The 11,938-nt window shown below is 68.0% G+C and carries 14 protein-coding genes and 1 tRNA gene; 3 read left to right on the top strand and 12 right to left on the bottom strand.

The window, feature by feature from the left end:
- From ASF44_RS09955 to ASF44_RS09995, 9 genes are all read right to left on the bottom strand, one after another.
- Positions 1-483, bottom strand: coding sequence for an NADH-quinone oxidoreductase subunit B family protein (locus tag ASF44_RS09955; protein ID WP_056175322.1), 483 nt, complete (start codon positions 481-483; stop codon positions 1-3).
- A 27-nt stretch (positions 484-510) separates the two neighbouring features.
- Positions 511-870 carry an NADH-quinone oxidoreductase subunit A gene (locus ASF44_RS09960; RefSeq protein WP_056899059.1) on the bottom strand — a complete coding sequence of 120 codons (360 nt, stop codon included), beginning with the start codon at positions 868-870 and terminating at the stop codon, positions 511-513.
- A 65-nt stretch (positions 871-935) separates the two neighbouring features.
- Positions 936-1,020 (bottom strand) — tRNA-Leu (locus ASF44_RS09965).
- Positions 1,021-1,176: 156 nt separating this feature from the next.
- Positions 1,177-1,566 carry a preprotein translocase subunit SecG gene (gene secG / locus ASF44_RS09970; protein ID WP_056899060.1) on the bottom strand — a complete coding sequence of 130 codons (390 nt, stop codon included), beginning with the start codon at positions 1,564-1,566 and terminating at the stop codon, positions 1,177-1,179.
- A 24-nt stretch (positions 1,567-1,590) separates the two neighbouring features.
- Positions 1,591-2,346 carry a triose-phosphate isomerase gene (tpiA, locus tag ASF44_RS09975; protein WP_156374436.1) on the bottom strand — a complete coding sequence of 252 codons (756 nt, stop codon included), beginning with the start codon at positions 2,344-2,346 and terminating at the stop codon, positions 1,591-1,593.
- Between the two features lie 5 nt (positions 2,347-2,351).
- On the bottom strand, positions 2,352-3,338 hold the full coding sequence (locus ASF44_RS09980) for an NAD(P)H-quinone oxidoreductase (RefSeq protein ID WP_056899061.1): 987 nt from the start codon (positions 3,336-3,338) through the stop codon (positions 2,352-2,354).
- Positions 3,339-3,432: 94 nt separating this feature from the next.
- Positions 3,433-5,595: a polyribonucleotide nucleotidyltransferase gene (gene pnp / locus ASF44_RS09985; protein WP_056899062.1), complete on the bottom strand. Its 2,163-nt coding sequence runs from the start codon at positions 5,593-5,595 to the stop codon at positions 3,433-3,435.
- Positions 5,596-5,821: 226 nt separating this feature from the next.
- A complete protein-coding gene (rpsO, locus tag ASF44_RS09990) occupies positions 5,822-6,088 on the bottom strand; it encodes a 30S ribosomal protein S15 (RefSeq protein WP_056899063.1) in 267 nt (88 codons plus the stop codon).
- A gap of 171 nt (positions 6,089-6,259) precedes the next feature.
- The gene (locus tag ASF44_RS09995) at positions 6,260-7,135 is read right to left on the bottom strand and encodes a neutral zinc metallopeptidase (protein WP_056899064.1); all 876 of its coding nucleotides are present in this window, start codon (positions 7,133-7,135) and stop codon (positions 6,260-6,262) included.
- A gap of 153 nt (positions 7,136-7,288) precedes the next feature.
- On the opposite strand from ASF44_RS09995, the gene ASF44_RS10000 reads away from it, so the two are divergent.
- The gene (locus ASF44_RS10000) at positions 7,289-8,512 is read left to right on the top strand and encodes an adenylate/guanylate cyclase domain-containing protein (protein ID WP_056899065.1); all 1,224 of its coding nucleotides are present in this window, start codon (positions 7,289-7,291) and stop codon (positions 8,510-8,512) included.
- Positions 8,513-8,516: 4 nt separating this feature from the next.
- On the opposite strand, the gene dcd is transcribed toward ASF44_RS10000, so the two are convergent.
- From dcd to ASF44_RS10015, 3 genes are all read right to left on the bottom strand, one after another.
- Positions 8,517-9,083, bottom strand: coding sequence for a dCTP deaminase (dcd, locus tag ASF44_RS10005; RefSeq protein WP_056899066.1), 567 nt, complete (start codon positions 9,081-9,083; stop codon positions 8,517-8,519).
- Positions 9,084-9,141: 58 nt separating this feature from the next.
- Entirely contained in the window at positions 9,142-10,188 is a 1,047-nt protein-coding gene (locus tag ASF44_RS10010) for a BMP family ABC transporter substrate-binding protein (protein ID WP_056899067.1), read from the bottom strand.
- Positions 10,189-10,421: 233 nt separating this feature from the next.
- On the bottom strand, positions 10,422-10,700 hold the full coding sequence (locus ASF44_RS10015) for a hypothetical protein (protein ID WP_056899068.1): 279 nt from the start codon (positions 10,698-10,700) through the stop codon (positions 10,422-10,424).
- 105 nt (positions 10,701-10,805) lie between these two features.
- Between ASF44_RS10015 and ASF44_RS10020 the strand changes: the two genes are divergently transcribed.
- Together ASF44_RS10020 and ASF44_RS10025 are read left to right on the top strand one after the other, a co-directional pair.
- Positions 10,806-11,405 (top strand): helix-turn-helix domain-containing protein, encoded by a 600-nt coding sequence (locus ASF44_RS10020; protein WP_056899069.1) that lies wholly within the window; start codon positions 10,806-10,808, stop codon positions 11,403-11,405.
- Position 11,406: 1 nt separating this feature from the next.
- On the top strand, positions 11,407-11,934 hold the full coding sequence (locus tag ASF44_RS10025) for a GNAT family N-acetyltransferase (RefSeq protein ID WP_082524649.1): 528 nt from the start codon (positions 11,407-11,409) through the stop codon (positions 11,932-11,934).
- The last annotated feature ends 4 nt before the right edge of the window (positions 11,935-11,938 follow it).

Consider the following 11,938-nt stretch of genomic DNA (forward strand, 5'->3'; position numbering starts at 1 on the left):
TCAGACGCGGGCGATGGTTTGGGTGCGGCGGATCTTCTGCTGCAGCTGGATGATCCCGTAGATCAATGCTTCTGCCGTGGGCGGGCAACCCGGCACGTAGACGTCCACCGGCACGATGCGGTCGCAGCCGCGCACCACCGAATAGCTGTAGTGGTAATAGCCACCGCCATTGGCGCACGAGCCCATGGACAGCACCCAGCGCGGCTCGGCCATCTGGTCGTAGACCTTGCGCAGCGCCGGCGCCATCTTGTTGCACAGCGTGCCGGCCACGATCATCAAGTCGGACTGGCGCGGGCTGGCGCGGAACACCTCGGCGCCGAAGCGGCCGATGTCGTAGCGCGCAGCGGCCGCATGCATCATCTCGACCGCGCAGCACGCCAGACCGAAGGTCATGGGCCACAACGAGCCGGTCTTGGCCCAGTTCACGACCGCGTCATACGAGGTCGTGACGAAGCCTTCCTTGAATACGCCTTCAATGGCCATAGCTAATCTCCAGTTGCCCGAACAGGATCATTCCCAGTCCAGGGCACCCTTCTTCCACTCGTAGACGAACCCGACGACCAGGATCGCCAGGAACATGACGACGGCCCAGAAACCGACGACGCCCACGTCCTTCAGCGCCACGGCCCAGGGAAACAGGAACGCGATCTCGAGGTCGAACAGGATGAACAGGATGGCGACGAGGTAGTAGCGCACATCGAACTTCATGCGCGCGTTCTCGAAGGCCTCGAAGCCGCATTCATACGGCGAATTCTTGGCCGCGTCGGGCCGGTTGGGGCCGAGCAGATAGCCCAGAACCTGCGGTGCGATGCCTACACCAATGCCTACCAGGATGAACAAAAGGACTGGGAGGTACTGGCCGAGGTTCATCTGGAGGACTTCTTCACCGCTGCGTCGGCATGCAAGCCCGGGGAGGGTTGCATGCCGACTTATGTTGGTGCCGTCGGCGAGACTCGAACTCGCACAGCTTTCGCCACTACCCCCTCAAGATAGCGTGTCTACCAATTTCACCACGACGGCGGTTTTGTCGTGTCTGGATGGCATGAGGAACATCGCTCTTGTCGAGCTAGTTTTTGGCTTTCCAGACAGCATTCGAGTTTACCCTGAAACCACAGGGTTCCCCGGGTGACGCCGGGGAAATTTAGCGGGTGCGCCAGATGGCGTGCCCGCACTGCATCACTGCGTCGGGATCTGGCCCGCGCCCGATGCAGGAACAGCCGGCGCCGCCGGTGCGGAAGGCGCGGAGACACCCGATCCCGGAATCTGCGACGCCGGCGCCGGAGCCTCTTGCACTGCACGCTCCAGGACGCTGCCGGAGCTCGTCGGCTGGCGGTTGCCGAAGTAGGCGAGCGCCAGCGTCGCGACGAAGAACACGACAGCCAGCACCGCCGTGGTACGCGACAGGAAGTTGGCGCTGCCGCTGGCGCCGAACAGGCTGCCGGCACTGCCGCTGCCGAAGGCGGCGCCCATGTCCGCCCCCTTGCCATGCTGCACCAGGATCAAACCGATCATCCCGAGGGCGGACAGGATCTGCACCGCCAGGACCAACTTCAACAACACGTTCATCTCTGCAAAACCTCTTCAGTGCCTTCAGCGGGCAGCGGCCACGATGGCCAGGAAATCCGGAACCTTCAGCGACGCGCCGCCGATCAGGCCGCCGTCGATGTCGGGCTGGGCCAGCAGGCTGGCCGCGTTCGATGCGTTCATGCTGCCGCCATACAGCAGCGGGATGCGGTCGGCATGGCTGCTGGCCGCCGCCAGCTGCGCGCGCAGCACGGCATGCACCTGCTGGGCCTGCTCGGGCGAGGCGGTCTTGCCGGTGCCGATGGCCCAGACGGGCTCGTAGGCCACCACGATCTCGGTGATGCAATGGCCGTTCACATGGATGACGGCGGCCAGCTGGCGCCGCACCACTTCTTCGGTCTGGCCGGCTTCGCGCTCGGCCAGCGTCTCGCCGACGCAGACGATGGGCGTGATGCCCGCCGCAAGCGCACGCTGCGCCTTGGCGGCGACGACCTCGTCGGTCTCGCCGTGGTATTGGCGGCGTTCGGAATGGCCGACGATGGCGTAGCGCACGCCGAAATCGCGCAGCATGTCGGCGCTGATCTCGCCCGTGTAGGCACCGCTGGCATGCTGCGACACATCCTGCGCGCCGGCCTGCACCGCGGCCTGGCCAGCCAGCCAGCCCTGCAGCGCCGCGAAGTACGGTGCCGGCACGCACATGGCCACGTCGCACGCCGCAGGCGCGGCAACCAGGCCTTCGAGCACGCCGCGCACCAGCGCTTCGCTGCCCGCCAGGCTGGCGTTCATCTTCCAGTTGCCTGCAATCAGTTTCTTGTTGCTCATCTCGCTCACCAGGTCAGGACGATCTTGCCGATGTGCTGGTTCGACTCCATCAGCGTGTGGGCCTGCGCCGCATCCGCCGCGGCGAAGCGGCTGTGGATCACAGGCTTGATGCGGCCGGCTTCGATCAACGGCCACACATGGCGGCGCAGCGACTGCGCAATCGCCGCCTTGAAGGCCACCGGCCGCGGCCGCAGCGTGGAGCCGGTCACCGTCAGGCGGCGGCGCAGCACCAGGCCGGCATTGACCTCGGCCTTGGTGCCGCCCTGCACCGCGATGATGACCAGCCGGCCATCCTCGGCCAGGCAATCGATCTCGCGCGCCACATAGGCACCGGCCACCATGTCCAGGATCACGTCGACCCCCTTGCCGTCGGTCAGCTTGCGCGCTTGCTCGGCGAAATCGGCGGTCTTGTAGTTGATCGCATGGTCGGCGCCCAGCGCCAGGCAGGCGGCGCACTTCTCGTCGCTGCCGGCCGTCACGATCACGCGCGCACCCAGCGCCTTGCCCAGCTGGATGGCGGTGACGCCGATGCCGCTGGTGCCGCCCTGTACCAACAGGGTCTCGCCGGCCTGCAGGCGCGCACGGTCGAACACGTTGCTCCAGACCGTGAAGAAGGTCTCCGGCAGGCTGGCGCCCTCCTCGTCGCTGAGGCCCGCCGGCACCGGCAGGCACTGCGCGATCGGCGCCACGCACAGTTCGGCATAGCCGCCGCCGGCCACGAGCGCGCAGACGCGGTCGCCGATGTTCAGGCCCGCGGTGCGCAGTTCGTCGGCGTCGCCGGCCTCGATGACGCCCGCCACTTCCAGGCCGGGAATGTCGGACGCACCCGGCGGCACCGGGTAGTTGCCGGTGCGCTGCAGCACGTCGGGCCGGTTCACGCCGCTGGCACGCACGCGCAGCAACACCTCGCCGGCACCCGCCACCGGGTCCGGACGCTCGGCCAACTGCAGCACCTCGGGGGCGCCAGGGGTCGTGATCTCAATCGCTTTCATCGCGAGTCCTCGAAAGTACAAGGCACCAGCCCGGCGTCACCGCGGCCGGTGCGGTGCGCCGCGTCAAGCGGACGCGGCACGTCGCAACGCAGGCTTACTCGGGCTGGCCGGGTGCGGCATCGACCGGCGCGGACACCGGTGCGGGCGCGTGCGCCTGCGGTGCCGAGCGGTCCAGCAGCGCCTTCAGCGACAGCTTGATGCGGCCCTTCTCGTCGGTCTCGAGCACCTTGACCTTCACGATCTGGCCTTCGGTCAGGTAGTCCGTGACCTTCTCGACGCGCTCGTGCGCGATCTGGCTGATGTGCAGCAGGCCGTCCTTGCCGGGCAGCAGGTTGACCAGCGCGCCGAAGTCCAGGATCTTGGTGACCGGGCCTTCATAGACCTTGCCGATCTCGACCTCGGCCGTGATCTGCTCGATGCGGCGCTTGGCTTCCTCGGCCTTGGCCGGATCGCTGGACGCGATGGTGATGGTGCCGTCTTCGTCGATGTTGATCTGCGTGCCGGTCTCTTCGGTCAGCGCGCGGATCACCGAGCCACCCTTGCCGATCACGTCGCGGATCTTCTCGGGGTTGATCTTCATCGTGAACAGGCGCGGCGCGAAGCTGGAAATCTCGGTCTTGGCCGTGCCCATGGCTTCCTGCATCTTGCCCAGGATGTGCATGCGGGCTTCCTTGGCCTGGGCCAGCGCGACCTGCATGATTTCCTTGGTGATGCCCTGGATCTTGATGTCCATCTGCAGCGCGGTCACGCCATTGGTCGTGCCGGCCACCTTGAAGTCCATGTCGCCCAGGTGATCTTCATCGCCCAGGATGTCGGTCAGCACCGCGAAACGGTTGCCGTCCTTGATCAGGCCCATGGCGATGCCGGCCACGTGCGCCTTCAGCGGCACGCCGGCGTCCATCATCGACAGGCAGCCGCCGCAGACCGAAGCCATCGACGAGGAGCCGTTGGACTCGGTGATCTCGCTGACCACGCGCACGGTGTACGGGAAGTCTTCCTTGGTCGGCAGCACCGCCACCAGGGCGCGCTTGGCCAGGCGGCCATGGCCGATCTCGCGGCGCTTCGGGCTACCCACACGACCCGTTTCGCCGGTGGCGAACGGAGGCATGTTGTAGTGCAGCATGAAGCGGTCTTCGTAGTCGCCCGACAGTGCGTCGATGCGCTGCGCGTCGCGCTCGGTGCCCAGCGTGGTGACCACCAGTGCCTGCGTCTCGCCGCGCGTGAACAGCGCCGAGCCGTGGGTGCGCGGCAGCACGCTGTTGCGGATCTCGATGGGGCGCACGGTGCGCGTGTCGCGGCCGTCGATGCGCGGCTCGCCGGCCAGGATCTGGCCGCGCACGATGCGCGCTTCGATGTCGAACAGCAGGCCTTCGACCTTGACGCTGTCGAACTCGGTGCCGTCGGCCTTCAGCGCGGCCAGCACGTCGGCATAGGCGGCGCGGGTGGCTTCGGTGCGGGCCTGTTTGTTGCGCAGCTGGTAGGCGGCGCGCAGCTTCTCTTCGGCGGCGGCGGTGACCTTGGCGATCAGCGCTTCGTCGCGCGCGGGGGCCTGCCAGTTCCAGACCGGCTTGCCGGCGTCGCGCACGAGCTCGTGGATGGCCTCGATGGCGATGCGGGCCTGCTCATGGCCGAACACCACGCCGCCGAGCATGACTTCCTCGCTCAGTTGCTGGGCTTCGGACTCGACCATCAGCACGGCAGCTTCGGTGCCGGCGACCACCAGGTCCAGCACGGAATCCTTGCGCGCGGTCTGGCCCGGGTTCAACACGTACTGGCCGTTGACATAGCCCACGCGGGCCGCGCCGATGGGGCCGGCGAACGGGATGCCGCTGACCGACAGCGCTGCGCTGACGGCGACCATGGCGGCGATGTCGGCATCGACCTCGGGGTTCAGCGACAGCGTATGGATGACCACATGCACTTCGTTGAAGAAGCCTTCGGGAAACAGCGGGCGGATCGGGCGGTCGATCAGGCGGCTGGTCAGCGTCTCGTACTCGCTGGGGCGGCCTTCGCGCTTGAAGAAGCTGCCCGGGATCTTGCCGGCGGCGTAGCCCTTTTCCAGGTAGTCGACGGTCAGCGGGAAGAAGTCCTGGCCGGGCTTGCCGGTGGTCTTGCCAACGACCGTGGCCAGCACCACGGTGCCGTCCATGTCCAGCAGCACGGCGCCGGTGGACTGGCGTGCGACCTCGCCGGTCTCCATGCGGACGGTGTGGTTGCCCCACTGGAAGGTCTTGGTGACTTTATTGAACATCGTCATGCGGTACTCCTCTTGGTTTCAGCGCGGCGTCGTGCCGGGCCGGGATGGAGACAGCGCCTGCGAAGGGACGATGCCATTCCACAAGAAACCGCGGCGCGGGCCGCTTGTGGAATGACACAGCGCGTACCTTGCGCGCGGCATCTGTCGGTAGGTGGTCGGGTTTTGAAGTGCAAAGCGCCTGAGCCAGCGAACCAACTCAGGCGCTCGAACCTTCAGGCCCTGCGAATTACTTGCGCAGGCCGAGCTTGGCGATCAGGGCCGCGTAGCGGTCGTGGTCCTTGGCGTTCAGGTAGTCCAGCAGCTTGCGACGGCGGCTCACCATGCGCAGCAGGCCGCGGCGACCGTGGTGGTCCTTGGCGTGCGTCTTGAAGTGGGGGGTGAGTTCGTTGATGCGTGCGGTCAGCAGCGCGACTTGAACTTCGGGGCTGCCAGTGTCGTTGGCGGCGCGGGCGTTGGCCTGGACGACCTCGGCCTTGATGGATGCTGCAATCATGGAATTTCCAGGATGTGCCGAGAGACCCGAGGTCCTTGGCGCCGCTGGTCCATCGGGTGGTCCATCTGGCGCAAGGGCAGGTTCCGGCGGTTTTCACTTGCGTTGGCCGACGGAACTGACGGCCAACGTGCGCCTTGCAGGAAGCAAAGCCCGCGGATTATAGCCCGGCGCTCAAAGGGCGCTGGCCGAGAAGGTGTCGCAGGCCTTGACGCTGCCGGTCTTGAGGCCGTTGGAGAACCAGCGCTGGCGCTGCGCGCTGCTGCCGTGCGTGAAGCTTTCGGGCACCACGGCGCCCCCGCTGCCGCGCTGCAAGGCGTCGTCGCCGATCTTGGCTGCGGCGTTCATGGCCGATTCGATGTCGCCGTTCTCCAGGATCTGCCGGGCGTCCTGCGCCCGGTTGGCCCAGACGCCAGCGAAACAGTCGGCCTGCAGCTCCAGCTTGACGCTCATGGCGTTGTACTGCGCCTGGCCCATGCGCTGGCGCATCTCGTCCATCTTGCCGCTGATGCCCAGCAGGTTCTGCACGTGGTGCCCCACCTCGTGCGCGATCACATAGGCCTGGGCGAACTCGCCGGGCGCGCCCAGGCGGTTCTTCAGCGTCTCGTAGAAGCCCAGGTCGATGTAGACCTTCTGGTCGGCCGGGCAGTAGAACGGCCCCATCGCCGCCTGGCCCTGGCCGCAGGCCGTGCGCGTGGCGCCGCGGAACAACACCAGCTTGGGGTCGCTGTACTGGCCGCCGGCCTCGCTGAACAGCTTGCGCCAGACGTCCTCGGTGTCGGCCAGCACGGTGGAGACGAACTTGGCCATCTGGTCGTCCGCCGGCGGGCGCTGGGCGGGCGCCTGCTGCTGCTCGACCACCGGCCCGCCCCCGCTGAGCATGCCCAGCAGGGTCAGCGGATTGACGCCCAGCACCCAGCCGCCCACCAGCGCGATGACGATGGTGCCGATGCCGATGCTGCGGCCGCCGAACACGGGACCGCCACCGCCGCCCCCCTGCCCGCGCCGGTCTTCGACGTTCTCGGATTCCCGATTTCCTTCCCAGCGCATGGGCCTCTCCTGCCTTGTGTTGGCGCGATGGTACCGCTCGTCCGGCGGCCGGGCGCGCCCCGCCCGGCGCCAATGTTTCCGCATGTACGATGCCCCGCGAACGCCGGCCCTGGCCGGCTCCCGGCGCCGCCGCACATCGAAGGAAGCCTGCCGATGGACCTGACCCCGGCCGACAAACCCACCGTCCTCGTGGTCGACGACACGGCGGACAACCTCACGCTGATGGCGGCGCTGCTGCGCGACACCTGCCGCGTCAAGGTCGTGAACCACGGTGCCAAGGCGCTGGTCACGGCGGCCAATGCACCGCCCGACCTGATCCTGCTCGACATCATGATGCCGGAGATCGACGGCTACGAGGTCTGCCGCCGGCTGAAGGCCGATCCCGCGCTGTCGCACATCCCGGTGATCTTCCTGACCGCCATGACGGACGAGCACTCCGAGGAGAAGGGTTTCGAACTCGGCGCGGTCGACTACATCACCAAGCCACTGAGCCCGCCCATCCTGTTGGCGCGCGTGCACAACCACATCGCCCTGTCCACGCGCACACGCATGTTGCGCTCGCTGTCGGAAAAGCTGTCGCGCTACCTTTCGCCGCAGATCTACAAGTCGATCTTCGAGGGCGCGAAGGATGTGTCGATCTCGGCCGTTCGCAAGAAGCTCACGATCTTCTTCTCCGACATCAAGGACTTCACGCGCAATGCCGAGCGCATGCAGCCCGAGGACCTCACCTACTTCCTGAACAACTACTTCTCGGAGATGTCGAAGATCGCGCTCGACCACGGCGCGACCATCGACAAGTTCATCGGCGACGCCATCGTGATCTTCTTCGGCGATCCGGAGACCCGCGGCGTGGAGGAAGACGCGCGCCAGTGCGTGCGCATGGCGGTGGCCATGCAGCGCCGCATGCGCGAGCTGCAGGCGGTCTGGCGCGACAAGGGCTACCGCCAGCCGTTCCAGGTGCGCATCGGCATCAACACAGGGTTCTGCCATGTCGGCAACTTCGGCAGCGAGCAGCGCATGGACTACACGGTGATCGGCAGCGAGGTCAACATCGCCGCACGGCTGGAGCAGAACGGCACGCCCGACGGCGTGGTGATGTCGTACGAGACCTATGCGCTGGTCAAGGGCGAGTTCGAGGCAGAGGAACGCGAGCCGCTGGCCGCCAAGGGCGTCTCGCGCGATGTGCGCTGCTTCGCGCTGCAGGGCATCCATCCCGACGAGCCCGGCCAGCACGCCGGCATCCACCAGAACTACGCCGGCCTGCAGCTCACGCTCGACCCGAACCGGCTGACCGACGAGACGCGCGCCCGCGCCCGGCAAGACCTGGCCACCGCACTGGCCGCGCTGGAGGCGCTCGACGCGGCGCCGCCCGCCTGAAGCATCACGCCTTGGGCAGCGTCACGCCGACCTGGCCCTGGTACTTGCCGCCGCGGTCCTTGTAGCTGACCTCGCAGACCTCGTCGCTCTCGAAGAACAGCACCTGGGCGCAGCCCTCGCCCGCGTAGATCTTGGCCGGCAGCGGCGTGGTGTTGGAGAACTCCAGCGTCACATAGCCTTCCCATTCGGGCTCGAACGGCGTGACGTTGACGATGATGCCGCAGCGCGCATAGGTGCTCTTGCCCAGGCAGATGGTCAGCACGTTGCGCGGGATGCGGAAGTACTCCACCGTGCGCGCCAGCGCAAAGCTGTTGGGCGGGATGATGCAGCTGTCGCCGTGGAAATCCACGAAGCTCTTCTCGTCGAAGTGCTTGGGGTCGACCACGGTGCTGTGGATGTTCGTGAACACCTTGAATTCCGGCGCGCAGCGGATGTCGTAGCCGTAGCTGCTGGTGCCGTAGCTGATGATCTTGTGGCCTTCGCGCTCGCGGACCTGGCCAGGCGCGAACGGCTCGATCATGCCGTGCTGCTCGGCCATGCGGCGGATCCACTTGTCGCTCTTGATCGTCATGGGTGAAGGCTCTTTCTGAAACGGGCGGCGATTGTAGGGGCCGCCCTGGCCACCGGTTTCAGCGGGGCAGGCCGCCGGCCACGCCCTCGGCAAGCCAGTCCATCGCCAGGATCTGCGGATCGGCCAGCGTGCGGCCGGCCTCCAGCACCACCCGGCCACCGTTGTCGCGCAGCGCCTTGGCGGCGTGGAAGGGATGCAAGCGCCCGGCAGCGATGTCCTGCTGGCGCGCCTGGACCTCGTCCTGCACGGGCTTGGGCACGCGCGAGCCGAAGTCGCCCACGCGGATCATGCCCTCGCGCACGCCGCCCCAGACGCTGCCGCTCTTCCAGCTGCCATCCAGCACGGCGCGCGCGCGCCGCGTGTAGTAGTCGCCCCACTCGTGGCGCACCGACACCAGCTGCGCATCGGGGCCGAGCTTGCGCATGTCCGAGTGGTAGGCGATGGCGAACTTGCCGCGTTCCTGCGCGGCCGTCATGACAGCGCCCGAGCCGGTGTGGAAGGCCATCACGTCGGCGTCCTGGTTCATCAGCGTCATGGCCGCATCGCGCTCGCGCGGCGGATCGAACCAGGCCTGCAGCCACACCAGCTTGACGCCCGCCTGCGGCGCCACCGAGCGCAGGCCCAGCGTGAACGCGTTGATGCCCTGCAGCACTTCGGGAATCGGAAAGCCGGCCACGTAGCCGGCCGTGCCGGTCCTGGTCATGCGTCCGGCCGCCACGCCGGCCAGGTAGCGGCCTTCGTAATAGCGCGCATTGGCCGTGGCCACGTTGGGCGCCGTCTTGTAGCCCGTGATGGACTCGAAGCGCACCTCGGGAAAGTCGCGCGCCACGCGCAGCGTGGGCTCCATGTAGCCGAAGCTCGGCGTGAAGACCAGGCCGCAGCCTTGCTGCGCGAGCTCGCGGATCACGCGCTCGGCATCCGGACCTTCGGCCACGTTCTCGACGTAGCGCGTCTGCACCTGGCCGCCCAGCGCGGCCTGCACTGCCTTGCGGCCCTCCTCGTGCTGGCGCACCCAGCCGGCATCGGTGAGCGGCGCCACGTAGACGAAGCCGATCTTGAGCGGCTCGCGCGCCGCCGCGAGACCTGGCAGGCACACGGTGGCCATGGTGGCCAGCAGGTGCCGGCGCGACAGCGCGGGAGAAAGGGGTTGTGCCGTGCAGCGGTCGGCAGAAATGAAAGCGCGGCCGGAGCCGCTGCTGCGTATTTTAGAAGTGACGCTCTTCATGGGATGTCCGAAAGGGACTCGGAAAGGGGCGCTTATTGTCCACCATGCGCGGCGCCCGCCTCCCGCACGCAAGCGCCGGCGATGGGCGCGCCCGGTTCACCCCTGGTCGCCCCCTACGCGCCGTCCTGGCAGGCGCCGGCCACGGCCTGCAGCCCCCCCTCGACCACCGGGCCAGGCGACAGCCCTCGCCACACCAGGCCCACGTCCCCTGAATCGCGCACCAAGCTCAGCGGCAGCGCGATCAGCGCACCCTGCTCTTGCAGGCTCTGCCCGACCACGCCCGAGTGCAGTGCCAGGACGTCCGAGGCGTGTCCGAAGGGACCTTCGTCGGCACCCGCGCCAGCGACGGCCAACACGGGGAGGTCGATGGCTGCAACTTGTTCACCGTCCATGGCGACAAGGTCCGCGCGAAGGACTCCTGGCGCAAGCTGCGCAGCGGAGCCGGCGGACAAAAGGCACTTGCCAGACCATCCAACATCATGGAATATCCATCCACCATGACGGAAGAATCCCATGCACCGCTGAACGCGCGCATCGCCGCCCAGGTGCGCCAGCTGCGCGCTGCGCGCGGCCTGTCGCTGGACGCGCTCGCCAGCCACTGCGGCGTGAGCCGCTCCATGATCTCGCTGATCGAGCGTGGCGAGAGCAGCCCCACGGCCGTGGTGCTGGAGCGCCTGGCCTCGGGCCTGGGCGTGCCGCTGGCGGCGCTGTTCGATGCAGCGCCCAACGCACCAGCGGAACCCGTCGCACGCCGTGCAGAGCAGCCACTCTGGCGCGACCCGGCCACCGGCTATGTGCGCCGCAACGTCTCCCCGGCCGGCGCCTCATCGCCCATCCGCATCGTCGAGGTCGAATTCCCGGCCGGCGCGCAGGTGGCCTACGAGACGGGCGCGCGCAGCCCGCGCGTGCACCAGCAGATCTGGGTGCTCGAAGGCCGCATGCAGATCCGCCTGGGCGATACCGTGCACGACCTCGCCACCGGCGACTGCCTGGCCCATGCGCTGGACCGCCCCATCGTCTACAGCAACCCCACGCGCCGGCCGGCGCGCTATGCCGTGGTCCTCGTCAGCGAGGGTACGGCATCGGCCGGGAGATGAGATGACCCCCCCTGCATTCCAGATCCACCGCCTGCAGCAGATCGACGCCGACCAGCGCCACGCACTGGCCGATCTGTTGATCGACTGCGTCGAGGGCGGTGCCTCCGTCAGCTTCATGCATCCGCTGGCGCCGGAGCGCGCCCACGCGTTCTGGCGCAGCGTGGCCGAAGGCGTGGCGCGCGGCGAACGCGCGCTGCTCGTGGCCGAGGATGCGCAGGGCATCGCCGGCACCGTGCAACTGGTGCTGGCCCAGCCCGAGAACCAGCCGCACCGCGCCGACCTGGCCAAGATGCTGGTGCACCGGCGCGCACGCCGGCTCGGCATGGGCGAGGCCCTCATGCGCGCGGCCGAAGCCGTGGCTCTGGACTGCGGGAAGACGCTGCTGGTGCTCGACACGGTGGACGGCTCCGATGCCGAGCGGCTGTACCGCCGGCTCGGCTGGCAGTCCTGCGGCGTGATCCCGGGCTACGCGCTGTGGCCGCAGGGCGGCCTGTGCGCCACGCACTACTTTTATCGGACGCTGCCGTGAGGCC

The sequence above is a fragment of the Pseudorhodoferax sp. Leaf274 genome (assembly GCF_001422445.1).
Classification (GTDB): domain Bacteria; phylum Pseudomonadota; class Gammaproteobacteria; order Burkholderiales; family Burkholderiaceae_C; genus Pseudorhodoferax.

Excerpts from the sequence above, each read along its gene's own strand:
- ASF44_RS09955 (WP_056175322.1), bottom strand. The coding sequence starts at position 483 with ATGGCCATTGAAGGCGTATTCAAGGAAGGCTTCGTCACGACCTCGTAT.
- ASF44_RS09980 (WP_056899061.1), bottom strand. The coding sequence starts at position 3,338 with ATGAAAGCGATTGAGATCACGACCCCTGGCGCCCCCGAGGTGCTGCAG.
- ASF44_RS10010 (WP_056899067.1), bottom strand. The coding sequence starts at position 10,188 with ATGGCCACCGTGTGCCTGCCAGGTCTCGCGGCGGCGCGCGAGCCGCTC.
- ASF44_RS10000 (WP_056899065.1), top strand. The coding sequence starts at position 7,289 with ATGGACCTGACCCCGGCCGACAAACCCACCGTCCTCGTGGTCGACGAC.
- ASF44_RS10015 (WP_056899068.1), bottom strand. The coding sequence starts at position 10,700 with ATGGACGGTGAACAAGTTGCAGCCATCGACCTCCCCGTGTTGGCCGTC.
- ASF44_RS09960 (WP_056899059.1), bottom strand. The coding sequence starts at position 870 with ATGAACCTCGGCCAGTACCTCCCAGTCCTTTTGTTCATCCTGGTAGGC.
- rpsO (WP_056899063.1), bottom strand. The coding sequence starts at position 6,088 with ATGATTGCAGCATCCATCAAGGCCGAGGTCGTCCAGGCCAACGCCCGC.
- secG (WP_056899060.1), bottom strand. The coding sequence starts at position 1,566 with ATGAACGTGTTGTTGAAGTTGGTCCTGGCGGTGCAGATCCTGTCCGCC.
- ASF44_RS10025 (WP_082524649.1), top strand. The coding sequence starts at position 11,407 with ATGACCCCCCCTGCATTCCAGATCCACCGCCTGCAGCAGATCGACGCC.
- ASF44_RS10020 (WP_056899069.1), top strand. The coding sequence starts at position 10,806 with ATGACGGAAGAATCCCATGCACCGCTGAACGCGCGCATCGCCGCCCAG.
- dcd (WP_056899066.1), bottom strand. The coding sequence starts at position 9,083 with ATGACGATCAAGAGCGACAAGTGGATCCGCCGCATGGCCGAGCAGCAC.
- ASF44_RS09995 (WP_056899064.1), bottom strand. The coding sequence starts at position 7,135 with ATGCGCTGGGAAGGAAATCGGGAATCCGAGAACGTCGAAGACCGGCGC.
- tpiA (WP_156374436.1), bottom strand. The coding sequence starts at position 2,346 with ATGAGCAACAAGAAACTGATTGCAGGCAACTGGAAGATGAACGCCAGC.
- pnp (WP_056899062.1), bottom strand. The coding sequence starts at position 5,595 with ATGACGATGTTCAATAAAGTCACCAAGACCTTCCAGTGGGGCAACCAC.